The organism is Loktanella salsilacus (assembly GCF_024206795.1).
In the GTDB taxonomy this organism is placed as follows: domain Bacteria; phylum Pseudomonadota; class Alphaproteobacteria; order Rhodobacterales; family Rhodobacteraceae; genus Loktanella; species Loktanella salsilacus.
Genome location: NZ_CP072994.1, coordinates 2,275,763 through 2,297,335, shown reverse-complemented (window position 1 = coordinate 2,297,335; position 21,573 = coordinate 2,275,763). Strand labels below are relative to the sequence as shown.

At 61.9% G+C, this 21,573-nt stretch carries 21 protein-coding genes and 1 tRNA gene; 14 read left to right on the top strand and 8 right to left on the bottom strand.

The annotated features are described in order from the left end of the window. Positions 1-97: 97 nt before the first annotated feature. The 3 genes from dnaG (at position 98) to KBW81_RS11155 (ending at position 4,507) form a co-directional block, all read left to right on the top strand. On the top strand, positions 98-2,071 hold the full coding sequence (gene dnaG / locus KBW81_RS11165) for a DNA primase (RefSeq protein ID WP_090189197.1): 1,974 nt from the start codon (positions 98-100) through the stop codon (positions 2,069-2,071). Positions 2,072-2,249: 178 nt separating this feature from the next. Continuing rightward, the gene (rpoD, locus tag KBW81_RS11160) at positions 2,250-4,229 is read left to right on the top strand and encodes an RNA polymerase sigma factor RpoD (RefSeq protein ID WP_090189199.1); all 1,980 of its coding nucleotides are present in this window, start codon (positions 2,250-2,252) and stop codon (positions 4,227-4,229) included. Positions 4,230-4,231: 2 nt separating this feature from the next. Beyond that, a complete protein-coding gene (locus tag KBW81_RS11155) occupies positions 4,232-4,507 on the top strand; it encodes an HlyU family transcriptional regulator (RefSeq protein WP_254247219.1) in 276 nt (91 codons plus the stop codon). 55 nt (positions 4,508-4,562) lie between these two features. Here the strand turns inward: KBW81_RS11155 and yghX are convergent, their stop codons facing one another. Together yghX and KBW81_RS11145 are read right to left on the bottom strand one after the other, a co-directional pair. Next, complete coding sequence (gene yghX, locus KBW81_RS11150) at positions 4,563-5,450, bottom strand: YghX family hydrolase (RefSeq protein WP_090189203.1); 888 nt, start codon at positions 5,448-5,450, stop codon at positions 4,563-4,565. Between the two features lie 146 nt (positions 5,451-5,596). Beyond that, complete coding sequence (locus tag KBW81_RS11145; RefSeq protein WP_254247218.1) at positions 5,597-6,271, bottom strand: SDR family oxidoreductase; 675 nt, start codon at positions 6,269-6,271, stop codon at positions 5,597-5,599. Positions 6,272-6,332: 61 nt separating this feature from the next. Here KBW81_RS11145 and KBW81_RS11140 point away from each other — a divergent pair, with 61 nt between their 5' ends. From KBW81_RS11140 to ribD, 3 genes are all read left to right on the top strand, one after another. Further along, on the top strand, positions 6,333-6,737 hold the full coding sequence (locus KBW81_RS11140) for a secondary thiamine-phosphate synthase enzyme YjbQ (protein WP_254249052.1): 405 nt from the start codon (positions 6,333-6,335) through the stop codon (positions 6,735-6,737). 139 nt (positions 6,738-6,876) lie between these two features. Beyond that, positions 6,877-7,344: a transcriptional regulator NrdR gene (gene nrdR, locus KBW81_RS11135; protein WP_090189208.1), complete on the top strand. Its 468-nt coding sequence runs from the start codon at positions 6,877-6,879 to the stop codon at positions 7,342-7,344. Further along, complete coding sequence (gene ribD / locus KBW81_RS11130; protein WP_254247217.1) at positions 7,341-8,429, top strand: bifunctional diaminohydroxyphosphoribosylaminopyrimidine deaminase/5-amino-6-(5-phosphoribosylamino)uracil reductase RibD; 1,089 nt, start codon at positions 7,341-7,343, stop codon at positions 8,427-8,429. The genes nrdR and ribD overlap by 4 nt, the downstream gene beginning before the upstream one ends. Here the strand turns inward: ribD and KBW81_RS11125 are convergent. The 3 genes from KBW81_RS11125 to KBW81_RS11115 form a co-directional block, all read right to left on the bottom strand. Continuing rightward, entirely contained in the window at positions 8,426-10,444 is a 2,019-nt protein-coding gene (locus tag KBW81_RS11125; RefSeq protein WP_254247216.1) for a capsular polysaccharide biosynthesis protein, read from the bottom strand. The genes ribD and KBW81_RS11125 overlap by 4 nt on opposite strands. Before the next feature lie 5 nt (positions 10,445-10,449). Next, the gene (locus KBW81_RS11120) at positions 10,450-11,580 is read right to left on the bottom strand and encodes a polysaccharide biosynthesis/export family protein (protein WP_245754209.1); all 1,131 of its coding nucleotides are present in this window, start codon (positions 11,578-11,580) and stop codon (positions 10,450-10,452) included. A gap of 169 nt (positions 11,581-11,749) precedes the next feature. Continuing rightward, complete coding sequence (locus KBW81_RS11115; protein ID WP_254247215.1) at positions 11,750-13,036, bottom strand: capsule biosynthesis protein; 1,287 nt, start codon at positions 13,034-13,036, stop codon at positions 11,750-11,752. Between the two features lie 142 nt (positions 13,037-13,178). Between KBW81_RS11115 and KBW81_RS11110 the strand changes: the two genes are divergently transcribed. From KBW81_RS11110 to KBW81_RS11080, 7 genes are all read left to right on the top strand, one after another. After that, positions 13,179-13,775: a riboflavin synthase gene (locus KBW81_RS11110; protein WP_254247214.1), complete on the top strand. Its 597-nt coding sequence runs from the start codon at positions 13,179-13,181 to the stop codon at positions 13,773-13,775. A 108-nt stretch (positions 13,776-13,883) separates the two neighbouring features. Then, a complete protein-coding gene (gene ribB, locus KBW81_RS11105) occupies positions 13,884-15,014 on the top strand; it encodes a 3,4-dihydroxy-2-butanone-4-phosphate synthase (RefSeq protein ID WP_090189214.1) in 1,131 nt (376 codons plus the stop codon). Beyond that, positions 15,014-15,541 carry a 6,7-dimethyl-8-ribityllumazine synthase gene (locus KBW81_RS11100; RefSeq protein ID WP_090189215.1) on the top strand — a complete coding sequence of 176 codons (528 nt, stop codon included), beginning with the start codon at positions 15,014-15,016 and terminating at the stop codon, positions 15,539-15,541. Before ribB ends, KBW81_RS11100 begins: the two co-directional genes overlap by 1 nt. Next, on the top strand, positions 15,538-16,005 hold the full coding sequence (gene nusB, locus KBW81_RS11095; protein WP_090189217.1) for a transcription antitermination factor NusB: 468 nt from the start codon (positions 15,538-15,540) through the stop codon (positions 16,003-16,005). Before KBW81_RS11100 ends, nusB begins: the two co-directional genes overlap by 4 nt. A gap of 139 nt (positions 16,006-16,144) precedes the next feature. Continuing rightward, entirely contained in the window at positions 16,145-16,693 is a 549-nt protein-coding gene (locus KBW81_RS11090; RefSeq protein ID WP_254247213.1) for an HdeD family acid-resistance protein, read from the top strand. Positions 16,694-16,960: 267 nt separating this feature from the next. Continuing rightward, positions 16,961-17,437 carry an MmcB family DNA repair protein gene (locus KBW81_RS11085; RefSeq protein ID WP_090189221.1) on the top strand — a complete coding sequence of 159 codons (477 nt, stop codon included), beginning with the start codon at positions 16,961-16,963 and terminating at the stop codon, positions 17,435-17,437. A 4-nt stretch (positions 17,438-17,441) separates the two neighbouring features. Further along, positions 17,442-17,852, top strand: coding sequence for a thioesterase family protein (locus tag KBW81_RS11080; RefSeq protein ID WP_090189223.1), 411 nt, complete (start codon positions 17,442-17,444; stop codon positions 17,850-17,852). 4 nt (positions 17,853-17,856) lie between these two features. On the opposite strand, the gene KBW81_RS11075 is transcribed toward KBW81_RS11080, so the two are convergent. Further along, on the bottom strand, positions 17,857-18,048 hold the full coding sequence (locus KBW81_RS11075; RefSeq protein WP_090189225.1) for a DUF6324 family protein: 192 nt from the start codon (positions 18,046-18,048) through the stop codon (positions 17,857-17,859). 82 nt (positions 18,049-18,130) lie between these two features. Here KBW81_RS11075 and KBW81_RS11070 point away from each other — a divergent pair. Further along, positions 18,131-18,207, top strand: a tRNA-His gene (locus tag KBW81_RS11070). Positions 18,208-18,572: 365 nt separating this feature from the next. On the opposite strand, the gene KBW81_RS11065 is transcribed toward KBW81_RS11070, so the two are convergent. Beyond that, positions 18,573-19,850 carry an O-antigen ligase domain-containing protein gene (locus tag KBW81_RS11065; protein WP_254247212.1) on the bottom strand — a complete coding sequence of 426 codons (1,278 nt, stop codon included), beginning with the start codon at positions 19,848-19,850 and terminating at the stop codon, positions 18,573-18,575. After that, positions 19,847-21,292, bottom strand: coding sequence for a GumC domain-containing protein (locus KBW81_RS11060; protein ID WP_254247211.1), 1,446 nt, complete (start codon positions 21,290-21,292; stop codon positions 19,847-19,849). Before KBW81_RS11060 ends, KBW81_RS11065 begins: the two co-directional genes overlap by 4 nt. Positions 21,293-21,573: the final 281 nt, after the last annotated feature.

Below are 21,573 nucleotides of genomic sequence, written 5' to 3'. Positions count from 1 at the left end.
GGGGCCGCGCCAGCGGCGGGGGCAGGGCCCCCTCTCACCTGTCAAAGTGATCGCGCACCCCCTCGACTCTGCCGCCCCCTAGCGCGATAAATGCGCCATGTCCTTGCCCCCCGGTTTCCTTGACGAATTGCGCACCCGCCTGTCGCTGACACAGGTCGTCGGGCGCAAAGTCATGTGGGACAACAAAAAGTCCAATCAGGGCAAAGGCGACATGTGGGCACCGTGCCCGTTCCATCAGGAAAAATCCGCCAGCTTTCACGTCGATGACCGCAAGGGATTCTACTACTGCTTCGGCTGTCACGCCAAAGGCGACGCCATTTCTTTCGTGCGCGAAACCGAAAACGTCGACTTCATGGAAGCCGTTAAAATCCTTGCGGACGAAGCCGGCCTGCCGATGCCCGAACGCGACCCGCGCGCGCAGGAAAAGGCCGACACGCGCAGCGAACTGGCTGACGTGATGGAACAGGCGGTGCAGCATTTCCGCCTGAACCTGAACACCTCGAACGCGACCGATGCGCGCGCCTATCTGGAACGGCGCGGCCTGAACAAGGACGCGCTGGCGCGGTGGGATATCGGTTTTGCCCCTGACAATGGCGGCGTGTTGGCGGCGCTGACGGCCAAGGGCGTGCCGGTCGATCAGATCATCGCCGCTGGCCTTGCCGCCAAAAGCGACCGGGGCGGCGCGCCTTATGACCGCTTTCGCGGCCGCATCATGTTCCCGATCCGCGACGCGCGGGGGCGGGCGATTGCCTTTGGCGGGCGGGCGATGGACCCCAATGCCAAGGCGAAATACTACAACTCTCCGGAAACCGAACTTTTCGACAAATCCCGCACGCTGTACAACGTGCAAAAGGCCCGCACCGCTGCGGGCAAGGGGCAGCCGCTGATCGTGTCCGAAGGGTACATGGACGTCATCGCGCTGGCAGAGGCCGGGTTCGAGGCCGCTGTCGCCCCCCTTGGCACCGCTGTCACGGAACATCACCTGCACATGCTGTGGCGCATTGCGCCCGAACCCATCATCGCGCTGGACGGCGATACCGCTGGCCTGCGCGCCGCGATGCGCACGATTGATCTGGCGCTGCCGCTGCTGGTCGCGGGGCAATCCTTGCGCTTTGCCATGATGCCCGCCGGGATGGACCCGGATGATGTGCTGAAACAGCAGGGCAAGCAGGCGATGCAGGACATCATCGACGCTGCGATCCCCATGGTGCAGCTGCTGTGGCAGCGAGAGACCGAAGGCAAGGTTTTCGACAGCCCCGAACGCAAAGCGGCGCTGGATAAAACCCTGCGCGAAAAGATTAAGCAGATCGTCGATCCGTCCATCCGCAGCCATTACGGCGAGGCGATTAAGGAAATGCGCTGGGACCTGTTCCGCACGCGCAAACCCCAGCAGGGCGGCAAGGCGTTCACGCCGCGCAAATCGGCCGCGTGGAACCCCAAGCAACAACCGTGGGAGCGTGACCGCGCCCCTGTGGCCAGCAACCGCAGCTCTGCCCTTGGGGCGGGGATCGGCGATCAAAGCCATATGCGCGAAGCTGTCGTTCTGGCCACGCTGATCGCGACGCCTGCGGTGCTGCCCAAGTTCATCGCCGCGCTAGAGCTGATGGATTGCAGCGATCCGAACCATGTGCAGATGCGCAATGCGATTCTGCGTGCCCCCGACGGGGCCGATCTGCGCGCAGCGCTGGAACAAGAGCTGGGCCATGACGTCGTCGCCAGCCTTGTCGGCAACCGGATGGTGCAGATCACATCGGGCCTGTGCAAGCCGGGTGACACAACGTTTGCGGCAAGCTGCCTGACGGAAAGCTTTGCCAAACTCGCCGCCAGCCGCGCCATGCCCCGCGAAGAAGAAGAAGCGCGCTATGCCATCGACGCCGCAGACGAGAGCCTGACATGGCGTATCCGGCAGGCGAAAGAGGCGCTTGATAACTCTGACGTCATCGCCAGCGGCAGCAGCGCCGAGATGGTCGTCGCCGAAAACGGGGCCACATTGGACAGCGAACAGCTGAAAATTTCCCGCGCGCTTTGGGAAAGCCTGACGATTGCAAAACCCGGCGGCGACCCTAAGTAGTATCATTAGCGGTCCGCCGGGGTGGATACTGCTTTGGATATGGTGCAACAGGGCTGGGAAATCAGCCCAATTGCGGTTGCGAATCGGACGCACAGAGCGTTGATTCGATCTAACCGAATCACCGGACCAGATGATTCGCCCTGACGCATCGTCGCCCGCGACACGAGGAGCCCGCCACATGGCCGCCAAAGATAACGACGACCGCAAGGACGATGCCGACAGCGACATCAGCCTTGATATGAGCCAGGCTGCGGTCAAAAAGATGATTCAAGACGCGCGCGAGCGTGGCTATATCACTTATGACCAGTTGAACGCCGTCCTGCCGCCCGAGCAAGTCAGCTCTGACCAGATCGAAGACGTCATGTCGATGCTGTCCGAAATGGGCATTCAGGTCACCGAAGAAGAAGAGTCCGAGGAAAGCGAAGAGCCCGCTGGCCCGACTGACATCGCCACGATCCAAGGTGGCCGCGACGTCACCCTTGGCGGCGCTGAAGCTGAAAAGCTGGACCGGACGGACGATCCCGTCCGTATGTACCTGCGCGAAATGGGCAGCGTCGAATTGCTATCGCGCGAGGGCGAGATCGCCATCGCCAAGCGCATCGAAGCTGGCCGCAACACGATGATCCTTGGGCTTTGCGAAAGCCCGCTGACCTTTCAGGCGATCACGATCTGGCGCGACGAACTTCTGACCGAAGACATTTTGCTGCGCGACGTCATCGACCTTGAAACCACATTCGGCAACCAGCTGGGCGACGACGACAGCGAAGTGCCCGTCGTCACCCCGGGTGCCGATGCGCCGTCGAAAGATAGCGATAGCGGCTCTGACCTTGACGCCGACGGCAACCCGATTGCCAAAGACGACGACGAGGATGACGACGAGCAGGCCAACATGTCGCTGGCCGCGATGGAAGCCGCGCTGAAGCCGCGCGTGCTGGAAACGCTGGAAATCATCGCCAGCGATTTTGGCAAACTGTCCGAAATGCAGGACGCGCGGATGTCCGCGACCCTGAACGAAGACAGCAGCTTTTCCACCAACGAAGAGGCGCTGTACCAGTCGCTGCGGTCGGAAATCGTGGAACGCGTGAACTCGCTTCACCTGCACAACAACCGTATCGAAGCGCTGATCGACCAGCTGTACGGCATCAACCGCCGCATTATGCAGATCGACTCTGCGATGGTGAAACTGGCCGACCAAGCCCGGATCAACCGCCGCGAATTCATCGACGCATATCGCGGCCGCGAGCTTGACCCGAACTGGCTGGAAGAGATCGGCGAAAAGGCTGGTCGCGGCTGGCAGGCGCTGATTGAACGGTCCACCGACAAGATCGAAGAGCTGCGCGGCGATATGGCCCAAGTCGGCCAATACGTCGGCGTCGACATCACCGAATTCCGCCGCATCGTGAGCCAAGTCCAAAAGGGCGAAAAAGAAGCCCGTCAGGCCAAGAAGGAAATGGTCGAGGCGAACCTGCGCCTCGTGATTTCCATCGCGAAAAAGTACACGAACCGCGGCCTGCAATTTCTTGATCTTATTCAGGAAGGCAACATCGGCCTGATGAAGGCCGTGGATAAGTTCGAATACCGTCGCGGCTATAAGTTCAGCACCTATGCAACGTGGTGGATTCGTCAGGCGATCACCCGGTCCATCGCGGATCAGGCGCGCACGATCCGGATTCCGGTCCACATGATCGAGACGATCAACAAGCTGGTCCGCACGGGCCGCCAGATGCTGCACGAAATCGGCCGGGAACCGACACCGGAAGAGCTGGCCGAAAAGCTGCAGATGCCGCTGGAAAAAGTGCGCAAGGTGATGAAAATCGCCAAAGAGCCGATTTCCTTGGAAACGCCGATTGGCGACGAGGAAGACAGCCAGCTTGGCGACTTCATCGAAGACAAGAACGCGATCCTGCCGCTGGATTCCGCCATTCAGGAAAACCTGAAGGAAACCACGACCCGCGTGCTGGCGTCCCTGACCCCGCGTGAGGAACGCGTGCTGCGCATGCGTTTTGGTATCGGCATGAACACTGACCACACGCTGGAAGAAGTCGGTCAGCAGTTCAGCGTGACGCGCGAACGGATCCGTCAGATCGAAGCGAAGGCGCTGCGCAAGCTCAAGCATCCGTCGCGCAGCCGCAAGCTGCGGTCGTTCCTGGATCAGTAACGATGGGTTGGCTGTCAAAACTTTTCGGCGGGTCTGCTGCACCAGCAGCGCCCGCCGGCGAAGACTATAACGGGTTTCACATCACGCCCCAGCCGATCAAAGACGGTCAGGTTTGGCGCATCGCGGCGAAGATTACCGCGACAGATGAGGGCACGGCGAAGACGCACGAGATGATCCGCGCCGATACGCTGCAAAGCCAAGACGAGGCGAGCGCCGCGTCCCTGCGCAAGGCCAAGCAGATGATCGACGAACAAGGGATGCGCCTGTTCGGAAACTAAACGGCACGGACTAGATTTTTGAAAAGGCGGGGGCAAAACCCCCGCCTTTTTGCTTTTACACCAGATATTTGCGGAAGTGATCCACGGTGCGCTGCCAAGACAGCTCTGCCGCTTCTTCGTCATAACGCGGTGTGCTGTCGTTGTGGAAACCGTGGTTGGCCCCCTCGTAGATGAAAGCCTCGTAATTCTTATCGTTGGCGTCCAAAGCGGCCTGATACGCGGGCCAGCCCTCGTTCACCCGCTCGTCCAGACCGCCGTAGTGGATCAGCAGGGGCGCTTGGATCGCGGGCACATCCGCCGCGTCAGGCTGGCGGCCATAGTAGGGCACGGCGGCTTTCAGCTCTGGGTAGGCGACAGCCGCAGCGTTGGCGACACCGCCGCCATAGCAAAAGCCGGTGATGCCGACGGCCCCGGTAGAATCCTCGTGCGTCATCATGAATTCAACAGCGGCAAAGAAGTCGTTCATCAATTTGGTTGGATCGACGGTCTGCTGCAGATCGCGGCCTTCGGTGTCATTGCCGGGATAGCCGCCGACAGAGCTAAGCCCGTCGGGCGCAAGCGCGATAAAGCCCGCCTTGGCCAGACGGCGGGCGACGTCTTCGATATAGGGATTCAAACCGCGATTTTCGTGCACGACGACAACAGCGGGCAGGGGGCCTTCCGCGTTCGCGGGGCGCACCAGATAGCCGCGCACATCGCCATGCCCGTTAGGGGATGGGTAGGTGATGTATTCCGGGACGATGCTTTCGTCATTGAACGACACCTGTTCGGCCAGCGCATAGTTCGGGGCCATCAGGCCAAGGATGCCCGCGGCGGTCATGCCGCCAACGGCGAACTTGGCTGCGCCATCCAGAAACTGGCGCTTGGTGATCATGCCGTGGGCGTAGAAGTCGTAAAGTTCTAGCAGTTTGGGGTCAAAGTCCTTGGCGGTCAGTCGGGTCATGTCGCATCCTTTGATGTGGCGATGGGATGCGGGCAGCTTAGGCAGAAATTGCGGCAGCCAAAGCAAAAGCGGGCGGTGATCACCAAATGATGAACGCCGCCCGCGTCAAAGGCCGATTTTTCGGCGAAAAATCGGAATGCCCAGACTTAGCCGCGCGGCATCAAAAAGACTTCGCGCACGTCGTTCACCTGCGATGCGTTCAGCGCCAGCATCACCGCATCCGCCACATCGGCCGGTTGCAGCTTGTCGGGCTTGGGTTCGTCAAAGAAGGCGGTGTTAACCATGCCCGGCGCGACGACGGTACAGCGACCGCCCCATTCGCGCATTTCTTCCGCCAGATTGCCAGCGTAGCCGTGAACGAACCATTTCGTCGCGCCGTAAACAGAGCCTTTGATATGCGCGCGGCCCGCCGCTGATCCGGTCAGAACCATATGCCCCCGCGTCTTTTTCAGATGGGGTAGGGCCGCTTTGACCGTTTTCAGCAGGCCCATGATGTTCAGATCCACCATGCCCTGCCAGTCTTCGATATTGCCGCCCTCGGCCCCGCCGCTGGATGTGCCGCGCCCGGCGTTGGCAAAGGCGGCATGCACGTCGCCATAGCGATCAGATAGCGCTTTCAACGCCTTGGCTTGGTCGTCATAGCTGGTTGCGTCGCCGGGCAACGCCATGGCGTTGTCACCAAGGTCGGCCACCAGATCGGTCAATTTGCCCTTGGACCGGGCGAACAGCCCGACGTTCCATCCTGCCGCGACGGCCTTGCGCGCGGTGGCTTCGCCGATGCCGCTGGATGCGCCCGTGATGAAGAGTGTCTTGCCGGCCATGCCGTGCTCCTTATGCTATGTGTTGCCGGCTCAACGCGCGGCGCGGGCACAGGTTCAAATGATGCAGCATGTTTTCACGATATCGACGCAAGGTCAGGGGCTTTACGAATTCACCCGCGACGTGGCGGGGTGGGTGCAGGGGACGGGTCTGCTGACGCTTTTCGTGCGCCACACCTCTGCCAGTTTGCTGATACAGGAAAACGCCGACCCAGAGGTGCAGACCGATCTGCGCGCCTTTTTCGCAAAACTCGTGCCGCCGACCACGGACCCCGCGATGGCCTATCTGACCCATACCTACGAGGGGCCGGACGACATGCCTGCCCATATCAAGGCGGCGATGATGCCTGTATCGCTGAGCATTCCTGTGGCTGATGGGCGCATGGTGCTGGGCACGTGGCAGGGCATTTATTTGTTCGAACACCGCGATGCGCCGCACCGACGTCAGGTTGTGGCGCAACTAGGGTGACGTGCACAAAAGACTCACACGCGGCCTCCATATGCGGGGGGTGATTCTGGCCCCTACCCAAAGCCTAGGGCTGCCCCTATAGTCGCTGTGGATAACTTGGGGCATACCCCAAGAGGCGGACAGAATACGAGGACTGGCTATGCGGTGCCCCTTTTGCGGAAACGTCGATACTCAAGTAAAGGATTCCCGTCCGGCAGAGGATCATGTCGCGATCCGGCGCAGGCGGTTTTGCCCGGCGTGTGGTGGACGTTTTACAACCTATGAGCGCGTGCAGCTGCGCGATCTGGTGGTAATCAAGTCCACTGGCAAGCGCGAGGATTTCGACCGCGACAAGCTGGAACGCTCGATCCGGATCGCCTTGCAAAAACGTCCCGTAGAGCCGGAACGGATGGACCAGATGATCAGCGGCATCGTGCGGCGCCTTGAAAGCATGGGCGAAACTGACATCCCATCTGGCACGATCGGAGAGATCGTGATGGAAAGCCTCGCGCGGATCGATACCGTCGCCTATGTGCGGTTTGCCAGCGTTTACAAGAACTTCCAAGCGGCTGACGACTTCGAGAAGTTCATGAACGATCTGCGCCCGAATACAAAACCAGACGCATGACCGCCGCCGCTGACGCCCGCTTTATGGCGCTGGCGCTGGCCTTGGGGCGGCGTGGGATGGGGCAGGTCTGGCCGAACCCCGCGGTGGGCTGCGTCATCGTCAAGGATGGCGTGATCGTCGGGCGCGGGGCCACCCAGCGGGGTGGTCGGCCGCATGCGGAACGCGTGGCACTGGAACAGGCCGGTGACGCCGCACGCGGCGGAACCGTCTATGTCACGCTGGAACCCTGCGCCCATACTGGCAAAACACCCCCCTGCGCCGATGCATTGATTGCGGCTGGCGTGGCGCGGGTTGTCGTGGCGATTGGCGATCCTGATCCGCGTGTGGCGGGGCAGGGGCTGGTACGTTTGCGCGAGGCGGGGATCACGGTTGAACTGGGGTTGATGCAGGAACAGGCTGCCCGCGATCACGCAGGCTTTTTACAGCGCGTCACGCAGGGGCGGCCATTCGTGACGCTGAAACTCGCTAACAGTCTGGACGGGCGCATCGCGACAGCGAGCGGTGAAAGCCGCTGGATCACGGGGCCGCAAGCGCGGCGGGCGGTGCATGCGCTGCGCGCGCGCCATGATGCGGTGCTGGTTGGCGCGGGCACGGCGCGGTCGGATGATCCGATGCTGGACGTGCGCGATCTGGGCGAGGTGCGCCAACCGGTGCGCGTCGTGATCTCTCGGGATTTGCATTTGCCGATCAACGGACGGCTGGCCCAAACCGCCCGCGCGCAGCCGGTCTGGCTGTGCCACGGCCCGGATGCCGACACCCGCGACTGGATCAAGGCTGGCGTGCAGACGTTAGAATGCACGGTCACGCATCACCGGATCGACACGCTGTCGGTGCTACGCGCGCTGGCGGATCGCGGCATCACCCGCGTGCTGTGCGAAGGCGGCGGTCATCTGGCGGCAAGCCTGTTGCAGGCGCGGCTGGTGGACGAATTGGTCGTGATGCAGGCCGGGGTCGCGATTGGCGCGGACGGGCTGCCGTCGCTGTCGGGGCTGGGCGTGCAAGAACTGCAAGACGCGCCGCGTTTCACCCTGACGGATGTGTCAGCGATTGGCGGCGATGTGCTGCAATACTGGCGGCCCGCTTAGCGCCGCCAAAGCCACGCTTGGCTGGCAAAGGCACCCTGCAATTTCGCCAGCGCGCGATTGGCGCGGCTGGGGCTAGGCAGATCGCCTGCGATCAGGCGGTCCACGACGACTTCGACCGGGCAGGGCAGGCCCGTGACGGGGTCAAAGTAGCGCGGATAATCGATCAGCACGGCATGAACGAGGGCCGTCAGGTCCGGGTTGGCGGCACGGCGCGGGATCGGCATGGCGCGATCATCGGTCAGGCCCCAGCCCGCATAGAACGGCGTGCCAAGGCAGGTGACGCGTTTGCCGCGCAAAAGCGCCTCGAACCCCAGGGTGCTGGTCATGGTCCACACCTCGTCCACCAGCCCAATCGCGGTGATCGCATCCATGCCGGACAGCACGGCGTCGGCATAGTCGGCGGCGTCCGGCACAGCGCCATTGCGCAGGCCTTTTTCCACATCGGGGTGCGGTTTATAAAGGACGACTGCCGCCGGATTGGCCGCGCGGGCGGCGCGCAGCAGGTCTGCGTTCGTGGTCACATCGGATGTGCCCAACCGGATCGAGGCATCGTCCGCCACTTGCCCCGGCACCAAAATCCGCCGCCCCGCAGGTAGGCCGCGCAGTGGGTCGGTAGTGCCAAGGTTGTATTTCGACAGCCCTGCCTTGATCAGCTTTGCAATCAGCCGGTCCGCGCGGGCGCGGGCCCCGGCGGGCAGATCGCAGGCGGCGGCGATCAAGGTTTCCAGCTGCGACGGCTGGGTTGGGTCATAGTAAATCCCGACCGGGTCCAGCACCAGCGACAGCGGCGGGATCAGGTCGGCACCAAGTCCGCGAGAGCGCAAAAAGCCATCCTCGATCCGGACCATATCGGTGTCTTGCGGCGCTTTTGACGCCCAGATCATATGACGGCGGCTGTCCACCGCTGCGGTGTCATCCTTGGTAAAGCGCATCGGTAGTTGCTGGCCAAAGACTTTTTGCAGGGGGCTGCGTTTCCAAAGGCTCAGCTTGTGTCCCGTCCAGCCGGTATGGTCGTCGCGCCACGCGCGGGCTTGGGCACCGAGGGCAGTGATCACATCCTCAAGCTCGCACAGCGTGTCGCGGTAGGGGTCGTACCATGTCGGATACAGGATCATTGCCCCTGCAAATAGCTGCGCCCGCGTTAGGCGGCGTTGCCGGCGGTCGAGCGGCATACGGTCATCGGTCAGGCCCCAGCCCATGTAGAACGGCTGGCCAAAGACGACGGGTTTATGGCCCGCCAAGATCGCCTCGAACCCCAGTTGCGACGACACGGTATAGACCGCAACGGCCCCCGCCAGCAGCGCGTGAGGCGAGATCGGATCATCGCAGAGCGTGATGCGCGGGTCGGCGTATTGGTCGGTGAAATAGCCTTGGCGGTGGCCGGCTGTGGTTTCGGGGTGGGTCTTAATGATGATGCGCGCGTTCGGATGGTCGGTCTGCGCGTAGAACAGCATTTCGCGAAAGGTGTTGGAATCGGCCTTGCTGGCGGCGACGGCCGCGTCGCCCCGTGTCTGGTCGATCACCAGCACATAGCCGGGTTCCGGGGCGGGCAGGGCGGGATCAAAGGCGTTGTATTTCGACAGATGGGCGCGGGCGATGTCATCCATCGCGGCGCGGGCGCGGTCCAGCAGGGCGGTATCGCCAAGGGGATCGTCGCGCAGGATACATTCCAGATCACTGGGCTGGGCGGGATCGTAATGCATGCCCCGGCTGTCGATCACGAGGCCCATGGGCGGCTCTCCATCCCGGCCGGGCAGGACAGAGCGTAGAAAGGCATCTTCGACCCGCACAATAGGGGCGGCGTGTTTGGCGGCGACAGCTTCGCCGCGCGGGGCGGTGGGGGAATGGCCCCAGACGCCGACGGTATCGCCGTCACTTGGCAGGCCAAGCGATATGTCCCAGCCCGCCAGCGCCAGAATACGCCGCACGCGGGTCTGGGTCAGAAAGCCGCCGTTATAAACGAAAAGCCGCCGCAGGTTTTCACCTGCGGCGGCTGATGTCAGGTCATGACGCACGCGGATCAGAGCCCGGTTGTCGACGATACGGATTCAACGGCGCTCAGCGAACCTGTCGCGGCAGCGATGGCTTTGTTGAACTGCACAAACGGCGCTTCGGTCACATAGACGGTATCGCCGTCGCGAATCGCAAAGTCGCGGGCCATGAACATGCCGTTGGGCCGGGTCAGGTCCAGCACATAGACGACGCGTTGCACGCCAGTCACGTCTTGGCCGACCAGCTGCTCTGTGATCTCTTCCGGCTCGTTGCGGAACACGAAGACACCTGTGGGATCAGCTTGGGTCGAGGACAGACCGCCCACTTGCGCCAGCGCTTCGATGGCCGTGATTTTCTGGCTTTCGAATGTCACGCGGTCCTGCGAGCCTGTCGCGCCAAGCACGGTAAAGGTGCGGCTGTCGGATTTGACGATGATCGCATCGCCATCGCGCAGGGCGACATCGTTGCGCGGATTGTTGAACAGATCGTTATAGAACACTTCGGCTTTTTGATCGCCGCGGGCCACAGTGACGCGGGCGATGTCAGGTTCAATCGCAACGCCGCCAGCGGCCGCCAGCATGGGGATCAGCGACCGGGTGGGGCGTTCAATCGGATAGACGCCTTGACCGTTCACCGCGCCAGATACGGACACGGTTGCACCGTCACCGGCCAAGCGGCGAACCTGCACTTGGGGGTCGGGGGTTTGATCGGCCAGCTTGCCCGTGATGATGCGGCGGATCGCTTCTGGCGTATTGCCAGCGGCCAGAATGCGGCCAGCGTAGGGGACAAAGATGTAGCCCTGACCGTCAACCTGCACTTCTTCCAGCACGCTGGCGTTCTGGCCTTGCGGCACCAGCAGGCCGTCATCGACGTTTTCAAAGATCGTCAGGCCCAGCGTGTCGCCAGCGCGAATCGTATCGGACCCCAGTTCCCCAGCATTCAGGAACCCGGCGGTGAACCCCAGCGCGGGGGCCACGGCGGCGATGGCGTTGACGCGGTCGTCTACGGTCAGGATGAACGCGTCACCTTCACGCAGGACAGAGCCCGCAAAAATTTCGGATTTGTTCGGTCCCACGCGGGGTAGGGCGCAAGCGGCCAGAATACCCAGCGTGACAACGAGGGCGGCGCCCCGTGAAAGGCGCAATGTCAGGAATAGCACTGCTCGGTCTCCTCGACCTGTTATTGTTCTGCCTCGGTCGTCTTTTCTTTTTAACCTACGGGAAAGACGCGGGGAAAGATAGTTTGGCAGAACGCAGGCCGGGGTCTGACTTGCGCTAGTGTTGCTTTCGTGTCGCTGCGGGATGCTGCCACGCAAGGTGTTGTGTGTTTTAGCCTACGATCCGCAAGGGCTGGCGCGGTGGCGTTTTGCCCAAGGCAAGGCTGTCGTAGGGATCGGCGTCCGCCAGCATCATATCGACGACTTGCCGCATCAATTGCCGCCGCCCGCGCGTGGAATAAAAGCCGCCGGGGACTTGGGACGTTTCCAGCAAAAACCGGCGGTAATCCTTGTACGCGCGGCTGTCGGGGCGGTCAGAGGCGGTAAAGAAGTCGGGCAGGGCCTGATCGGACACGAATTCCGGCTTGTTATAGACGGCATTGCCGAAGACCTTCAGCGGGATGCCGCGCCACAGCACCTGATGCGCGGCCGTCGAATTGACGGTCACAGCGGTGCGGGCATGGTCCAGCATCCGCGCCAGCTTGCCCCCGCGCACATAATGCACCCGGTCACTGACGCCTGCCTGTGCGGCAAGGCGTTTGATGATCCGCTTTGTCGGGCTGCGGTCATTGTCCAGCGGGTGCGCCTTGAACACCAGATGATGATGCCGCGGCGCGCCTTTGGCGAAACCGTCCATGACGACGGTCAGGAACTCTTCCATCCGGGTGAAGGGAGAGTGTTTTTGAAAGCTGGCGTCATGTTCCAGTTGCAGCAGCACCAGATGATAGGGAAATCCGCCATAGCGGATGCGCAGCGTCGCAATGCGCCGGTCCAGCGCGATATAGGGCATCAGCAGCAGGCGTTTGGTGTAAAGCCAGGTTTCCACGGCGACTGGCAATTCGCGGTGGCGGGTAAAGTTGCGGTAGTCCCGATTCCGGAACATCACGAACCAATGATATAGCGCGCCGTAAAACACGTGGTGGCGCATATCGCCCCAATGGGCGGGCGGCGTCGGCATTTCCAGATCGGACATCGCCAGCGCCGTGCGCATGTCATCAACGCTCATGTCCATCAGGCGCGAATGGCCGTTGGTGCCGCCGCGCTCGTACGTCACCCAGTAGGGGCGCATGTAGCCTTCTTCAAAGACGTGGATGCGCAGGCCAAGTTCATTTGCAATGTCGACCGCTTGGGCATGGATCGGGCGGGTGTCGCCGTAAAGCACGATATCGGTGATGTCATGCTGCGCCACGATGGCGCGAAAGGTGTCCGGCCACTGATCGTGCGGGTCGCGAAAGGGGATGTAGTCTTGCCCGCCGAACCAGAACGCCCTGTCGCCCGCATTGAACCCGACACGCCACACCTGCGCACCCGCTGCCCGCAGCATGCGCGCAAGGCGGTGCAGAAACGGGCCGTGGGGCCCTTGTAGGAACAAAAACTGACGGTTGACGGGATCGGTCACGGGGGCAATCTGACTTGGGCTTTGTAAGCGGTTAACCCTTTTGGTGGGCAAAAATAAGGCGCGTTGGCGTTAACACGGCATGCGGTGCTTGTCTGACTTAGCATGAGGGGCTACCTCGAAACAAACCGTGAAGGAGCATGTTATGTTTACCGGAATTGTCACCGATATGGGCCGTATCCTAGAGCTAGAGCAGCGCGGCGATCTGCGCGCGCGCATTGGCACCGGGTATGATGTGGACGGGATCGACATCGGCGCGTCCATCGCCTGCGAAGGCGTGTGCCTGACAGTCGTCGCGCTGGGCCGCGAGCCGCAGAACTGGTTTGACGTGGAAATTAGCGCCGAAACCGTGGGGGCCACGAATGTGGGCGCTTGGACCGTGGGGCAGACGCTGAATTTGGAACGCGCGCTGAAAGTCGGGGACGAACTGGGCGGGCATATCGTGTCAGGTCATATCGACGGCGTGGCCGAGGTTGTGGGCGTGCAGGACGAAGGCGACAGCACGCGGTTCACCTTTCGCGCGCCAGAGGCCTTTGCCAAGTTCATCGCGCCCAAAGGGTCCATCGCGCTGAATGGCACATCGCTGACCGTCAACGCCGTCGATGGCCGCGATTTTGGCGTGAACATCATCCCGCACACCAAGTCGGTGACGACATGGGGCGCGACCAAGGTCGGCGATGCGATCAACCTAGAGGTCGACACGATGGCCCGCTACGTCGCCCGCCTGCGCGAATACGACTGATGACGCAGGGTACCTGTGCATGGGCTGCGGCCTGATAGCGCTGCCACGATCTTTCCAAACCGCCTTGGCTGGGCTATTGGCCGAGGCAACACGCTAAAGGAATCCCCGATGACCCAACCTTTCGAGACGCCAGGCCCGGTTGAACGCGACTGGTCCGACGCGATCAGCAAGATTGAAGACATCATCGAGGACGCGCGCAACGGCCGCATGTTCATCCTTGTCGACCACGAGGACCGCGAGAACGAAGGCGATCTGGTGATCCCGGCGCAGATGGCAACGCCCGATGCAATTAACTTTATGGCGACCCACGGGCGCGGGCTGATCTGCCTATCGCTGCCGGGTTCGCGCATTGACGCGCTGGGCTTGCAACTGATGTCGACGAATAATTCGTCGCGGCATGAAACGGCGTTCACCATTTCGATCGAAGCCCGCGAAGGCGTCACCACTGGTATCAGCGCCCACGACCGCGCGCGCACCGTGTCTGTGGCCATCGACGCTGGCAAAGGGGCCGCCGATATCGCGACCCCGGGCCACGTCTTTCCCTTGCGGGCGAAAGAAGGCGGCGTGCTGGTGCGGGCCGGACATACCGAAGCTGCCGTTGATATCAGCCGCTTGGCTGGCCTGAACCCGTCGGGCGTGATCTGCGAAATCATGAAAGACGACGGCGAAATGGCACGCCTGCCGGACCTGATCGCCTTTGCACAGCTGCACGGCCTAAAGATCGGCACGATCAGCGACCTGATCGCCTATCGCCGCCGCCACGACAATCTGGTGCGCGAACAGTCCAGCCAGACCATCACCAGCGAATTTGGCGGTGACTGGGACATGCGGATTTACACCGACGAGACGCAGGGCGCAGAGCATATCGCGCTGGTCAAAGGCGACGTGACCACGGATGACCCTGTGCTGGTGCGGATGCACGCGCTGGACCCGATGCTGGACATCATCGGCACCGGCCCGCGCGGCCGCAGTGCCGAGTTTCATGCCGCAATGGAGCTGATCGCAGCCGAAGGTCGCGGCGTGCTGGTGCTGCTGCGCGATCTGCACATGAAAATGGTCCCCGATGACGAAGTGTCGCCCCAGACGCTGCGGCAGTATGGCCTTGGCGCGCAGATCCTGTCGTCGCTGGGCCTGCACAAGATTGAACTGCTGACCAATTCGCCCCGGCCCAAGGTCGTCGGGCTTGACGCATACGGGCTGGAAATCACCGGCACGCGCAAAATCTCGGAGATCGGATAATGGCCGGACCCTCGCACTATTCCATGCCGTTGCCGACGTTTGATGCACCGGTGAAATTGCTGGCCGTGGCCTCGCCTTATTACAAAGACATCTATGACCAGCAGATCGCAGGGGCGAAGGCCATTTGCGATCAGGCGGGCGTGGAGTTGGAGGTCATCGAGGTCCCCGGCGCGCTGGAAATCCCCACCGCTATCGGTATCGCTGAACGGCTTAGCAACTTTGACGGCTATGTCGCGCTGGGCTGCATCATTCGCGGCGAGACCACGCATTACGACACGGTCTGCAACGATTCCAGCCGCGGTTTGACGCTGCTGGGCCTGCAGGGCCTGTGCATCGGCAATGGCATCCTGACGGTCGAGAATTACGAGCAAGCCGCTGTGCGTGCGCAGGCGGATGGCCAGAACAAAGGCGGCGGCGCTGCGGCTGCCGCGCTGCATTTGATCGCGCTGGAACGGCGCTGGGGCAACGCGGGCAAGACCGTGGGCTTTACGAGCGGAAATCTGGCCAAAGGCGGAGAGACGGTATGACGATCTCGAATAACCAGCGGCGCAAAATGCGGTCTGCTGCTCGTTTCTTTGCGGTGCAGGCGCTGTTTCAGATGGAAGCCATCGGCCAGACCGTTGACGGTGTGATAACAGAGTTCGAAGACCACCGCTTTGGCGAGGTCTTTGACGATGTGGAAATGCTGGAAGGCGATGTCGACACCTTTCGCGGCCTGCTAGAGCGGGCTGTGGAAGATCAGGCGCGCATTGACCAGCTGACTGACCGCGCCTTGGTGGCGAAGTGGCCGCTGGGCCGGATCGACCCCACCCTGCGCGCGCTGTTCCGGGCTGCCGGCGCTGAGCTGATCGCTAAGGATACGCCGCCCAAAGTCGTGATCACGGAATTCGTGGATGTGGCTGGCGCATTTTTTCCCGACGGCAAAGAGCCGCGGTTTGTGAATGCTGTGCTGGATCATATGGCGCATGAACTGCTGCCAGAAGGCTTTTAAGCGCGCGTTTTGTGATGTGAAGGGGGGGGGCGGGCCCGCCCGCCCACCCCTTTCGGGGCTTTGCCCCGGACCCCAAGATACTTTAGACCAGAAGAAGCAGGGGCATTGATCCTGCGCTTTTTCTGCGAGGTATCTTGCGATGACTGATCCCCTGTCCGGCCTTCCCCCCAGTGTCATGGATGCGGTGCGCGCCCATCGCGGGCGATTCCGCAACGTTGGCATCGTCATGATCGCCGTCGGGGTTTTGGCGATCCTGTTTCCTTTGGTGTTTTCTGTCGTGGCGAAGGTCGCGCTGGGCTGGGTGTTTTTGATCACCGGTGCGGTGCTGCTTTGGCACGCGGTGCAATCACGCGGCTGGCGATCTGGCTTGCTTGCTGGCGTGATCGCGCTGATGCATCTGGCGCTGGGCGTTTATCTGGCGTTCTTTGCGCTGACGGGCCTTGTTGGGCTGACGCTGCTGCTGGGCGCGGTGTTTTTGATGCAGGGTGTGGCCGAGGGCATGATCGCCATTCAACACCGGCCTGAAAAGGGCTGGGGCTGGCTGGCCGTGAACGGCATCGTCACGCTGGCCCTTGGTTTCTTGCTGATCGCCGGGTTGCCGGGAACAGCGCTGTGGGCGGTTGGCGTCATGCTCGGCGTGAACTTTGTGTCGACCGGCATCGCCATGATGGCGCTGAGCCGGGTCTGAGGTGGCGGGAACCGCAGCGACCGTGCAGGGACTTATTCCCGAGGACCTGTATGTACAGGTGGGCACCAGATAACCGGACCAGGGTCCGGACAGAGCCAGCGCCCTCGGATTTGCTTAAGGCCACTGGAATGTAGCCCCCATACGCACGGGAAGAGCAGAAGCCCGCCAAGGGTTGAGGTAAGCCTGCGAGCGCGGTTCGGCAAGGGGCGGGATGCAAATATCCTTGGCGGCCTTGACCGATGTTTACGTTTTGTTCATATTTGCGCCATGCCTGATGATATGAACCTCCCTGTTTCGATGCCAACTTTGATGCCAGGCCAATTGCTGGCGCGGGGCGTGTCGCGCCATTTGCGGGGCCATGATTTTGTCTGCGTCGAGGAACTGGTGCCGACCTCTGGCCTGCGGGTAGATGTGATGGCGCTGGGGCCGAAGGGCGAGATTTGGATTATTGAGTGCAAATCATCCCGCGCTGACTTTCAGTCTGATTCGAAATGGCAGGGCTATTTGCCGTGGTGTGATCGATTCTTCTGGGCTGTCGGGCCGGAATTTCCGACCGAACTGCTGCCGGAAGACACAGGTTTGATGATTGCCGATGGCTATGACGCGGAAATCCTGACGATGGGACCACAAACAAAGCTTGCACCAGCGCGCCGCAAGGTCATGATCCAGAAATTCGCGCGCCATGCGGCGGTGCGGGCGCAAACGGCGCGGGATCCGGGATTCGTGCTGCCATTCGGGGGGTGATACGATGCTGACAGTGGGTTTGAAGGCCGAGGCGCGGATGGTTGTGACCGCGAATATGCTTGTGCCGGGCGTCACGGGGGTCTTTGGCGATTTTTCCACAATGCCGCCGGTGCTGGCGACGATGTTTCTGGTCGGGTTTCTAGAGGAAACCGCCATTAAATGCGTTTTCCCGCATCAAGAGGCGGGGCAGCATTCGCTGGGCACGGACATTAATGTCACCCATATCGCGCCCACGCCCGAAGGGATGGAGATCCGCGCCGAGGCGGAATTGATCGAAATTGAGGGGCGCAGCCTGCGATTTCGCGTAAAAGCGTGGGATGCGGCAGGTTTAATTAGCGAAGGCACGCATCGCCGCGCCACGATTGACGTGGCGCGTTTCAATGCAAAAGTCGCCGCGAAATCTGGCGCGGCCTAGCGGTTTAGCGCGGTTTGACAGCGCGGGCCGCTGCGGCAGCCGCGCGAATTTCTTCTGCAATTTCCTCGGCTTCTTCGGGATCGAAGTCCATCGGGACCTCTACCGTGCCCGATGTAATGAACAAGCGGACCATGCCCAGTTCGGTCGGGCCGATCTGCATGTTGGCTTCTAAATCGCGTTCGTCGTTGATACCCATCGGGGCCTCCTGTTTTTTTGGCTTTTACGCGGGGCTTTCGGCTCTTGCAATCATGGATGGGGTTCGCTAAATCCGCCGCAGTGCCGCGTTAGCTCAGTTGGTTAGAGCGCTTGATTGTGGATCAAGAGGTCCCTGGTTCGAGACCAGGACGTGGTACCATATATCCTCCTTTCATGGTTGATATTGCTGCACTCTGCTAGAGTAGCGCCGAATTTACCCAGATTTGTGCCCGAATGGCTTCTTTTGACGCGGCTTCTGTTTGCGCCGCCGTGCCCCAATGTGAACCGCGTCATAGCTAGAGGTTGCGACGGCTTAAGAATCGGTCGCGCTTTCAGGCGCGAACATGCGCGTGCGCCTCGTGAACCCGCATTCCTATGTCTATTTTGATTCCATCGATGAAAACGGCGATGTCGTGAACCTGCGCTGCGCATTGCAGTCTGGATCGCTGCCCTGGTCAATATCGCCTTCTGGTCCAAGATGGGGCTGATCGTGATCGCCAGAACCGCCGCGGTGCCGCTTGTCTTTTACCGCTTCATCGCCGCCATCGGATCCTGTTGGACCTCGCGGGCATGGACGCCCAACAAAAGCAGAGCGGGCCACAGCAGATAGGCCTCAATCTCCAAGTTCTCGCCCAAGGTAAGCAGGATGATCGTCATCATCAGCCCCATCGGCAGGCGGCCGCGTGGGCCGCAAGCCGCGTCGCGCAGGGTCAAAAGTGTCTGCCAGAGCAGTGGTACCAGCAATGCGCCGAAACCGATCAGGCCTTTGACGAACAACAAGCCGTACCACGTGTGGTGGCTGCCGATGGGCATGTATTCGACCGCGTGGGACCCCGGTTGCACGGTGCCGTGACCGAACCAGACCGCCTCTTCTCGCCAGCGTTCGGTGGCGATGCGTTGCAGCGTTTCGCGCACCCGCGTGCTGTCAGCACGCGCATTTTTGAAGGCAGAGACGGCGTCCTTGGCCGCGGCCGCCAAGGCTGCGCCGCTAATCGCGAGCGAGGCGGTCAGGCCTGACAGGACGCGCCATGCCCAGCTTTGCAGGATAAGGGGCATCATGCGCGGGGCGACGGTGCAGGCCGCCAGACCCACAAGGCCCATCCGGGATTTTGACGCAAAGATCATCAGAAGACCTGCCGCGATCCCGATACGGCGCCAGCGGCGGTCGTCTTCTTCGAGGGCAAATAGCACTTGAACAACGCCCAGTAGCGCCGCGAAGGGCGACCAAGGCGCGTAGAACTGCCAGCGCGGTGTCCAGCTGCCGGGGTCCCATGTGAACAGGTAAACCGAAAAATACTCTGGCCCCGGACCGCCAATCGCCTTGAGCGGCGAGGTGAAAATCCGTTCCGGCAGTCCGATATGGGGCGCGGCCAGCATCAAGGGCGCTAGGATCAGCGTGCCAAGGCCAACAACACATTGTCCGCGCACCAGCACGCTGCGCCTGATCGGCAGCACAGCGCCGATCAGGGGAAAAAGCGCCAGCAGCGCCCACCCCTTTGCCCAGCCGATCGTTGATTTGATCGTCTGCTTCAGGCTCAGCGACCAGTTCAGGTGTCCGGCCCACAGGGCAAACAGCATGATGGCCATGCCGATGATCCACAGCCAGACCACGACAGGCACCGGGCCGGCCGCACGCATATCTGCGCGCACGGCGTTGCCAAGGTAAAGGATCAGCACGGCCAGCCCGCCCAGCGTCCAAGCCAGCACCGGCCCCACGACGTAAAGTGCGCCGATGGCATAAAAGGGCCAGGTCCAGACTAACGTGCGATAAACCAGACGTTCGACTGGATTCAGGTCGGTCATGCCTTGGCTGCGGGCTTGGTCAGCAGCCGGCTGATCAAGGCAAGCCGGACCCAGACCATCGCAAGGGCCATAAGCATCATCAGCGTGGCGGCGATGCCAGCCGCGATGGCAAGTTTGCGATTGGGCGACGATGGGCGATCCGCCAGCGACGGATTTTCCAGCACCTGCACCAGCGGGTAAGAGGCGTAGACATCCGATTTGCTCGACTGGGCACGGGCAATGGCCGAGGCAAAGACTGCCTCTGCCACCGAAAAATCGCGCTCCAGATCCTGAAGCTGCGCGGCCGCGGCGGCCTTGCTGGTCAGGTCCGTCTGTCCGTCAGCGAATTGCGCCTGCAATGTCGTCAGTTCCTGAAAAAGCCCGGCCCGGTCGACGTCCTTGCGCACAAGGTCCGACAGCAGGTCAGCCCGGACGCCGTGCGGGGCAAGGTCGAGGGTGGAAAGTGTGGCCGTGTCCAGCCCGGTTGTCGCCGTAGCCAGTTGCAAGGCGGCAGCGCGGGCTGTGTCGCGCGCGCCGTGCGCGGCAACGACCTTGGGATGCGCCGCGCCGTATTGGGCGGATGCTGCGGCAAGTTCCGTGCCAAATAACGCGACCTCGTCGATCAGGGCGAGGTAAGAGCCGTCGGCGTAAAGCTTAAGCGTCTTGGCGGCGGCTTCCGGATCTAGGCCAAGCTGACGCGACATCGCCGCGACCGCAGCATCGGCTTCTGAAAGGGCTGCGGCGCGGCTGCGGATTTCGGTCTGCAGCGCGAGGTTACGGTCCAGCAGCACATCGTATTGCTGAACTGACAACAAACCCGTTTGATCCTGAAGCGTCGAAATCTCTGCCCGGGTCCCGGCCACAGAGTCGCGGTAGTCGGCAATCGCTTGCAGGCTGCTGCCTTGGCGCGTGTTAACCTCGTCCGTCCGAAGGGCGTCAAGTTCGCGGAAAAAGGCCGTCAGGATCGCGTCGCCGCGCGCTTGGGCATCCTGCGGGCTGCTGCCGATCATCTGAAAATGGATCAGGCTGGTTTGATTGACCAGTTCGACGCGCGGCTGGCCAAGGTCGCTTTGGCCAATGTCCAGCGACTTTGCAGCAGCGGCAAGAATGCGGTCTGCGCTCAGCAGGCGTTTGTAGGTTTCAGTCGGACTAACGGCATTGCTGGAAAACGCCGAGTTTGCAGAGGATGACGCCTGACCGATCCCGTTCAGGTTCAATGATGCAGAAGCGCCAGAGCCGGGCAGGATCAGCGAGGTAGAGGATGTGTATTTTAGCGGTGCGGTCCGCAGATAGCCCATGATCGGGGCCCAGATCATCGCGGCACCAAGAATGGCAAAGGCGGCATACCGCGGCAACCGGCCCAGATCGCTAAGCTTGCCACCGACAAAAGCGCGCTTGACCTTGCCTTTGCGGCGGCCAGGCCGGGGGGCGGTCAGGGTCGTGTCGGCTGGCGCATAAGACATGGGTTAACTTTCCTTTAACCTAGGTCCTAACAATTTGAACCGCATGCATCACTCGCCCGAAAGGGCACCTGCGGGTCGCATCGGGCGCGGTGGCCTATCCGTCCGGATAGGTCCGCAAGATCCGGCCGTGCGGGCGGTCAGCGTTTTGGTGCGCCAGTTTGTTACCTTCGCTTTGACCGCTCGCATGAACGAAAAAGGGGCGTTGTGTGCGCCTAAGCCCAGCGAATCGGGCAACTGGTCGCAGTCGTCGGCGATCAAAACGCCCATGACGGGTCCGCGGT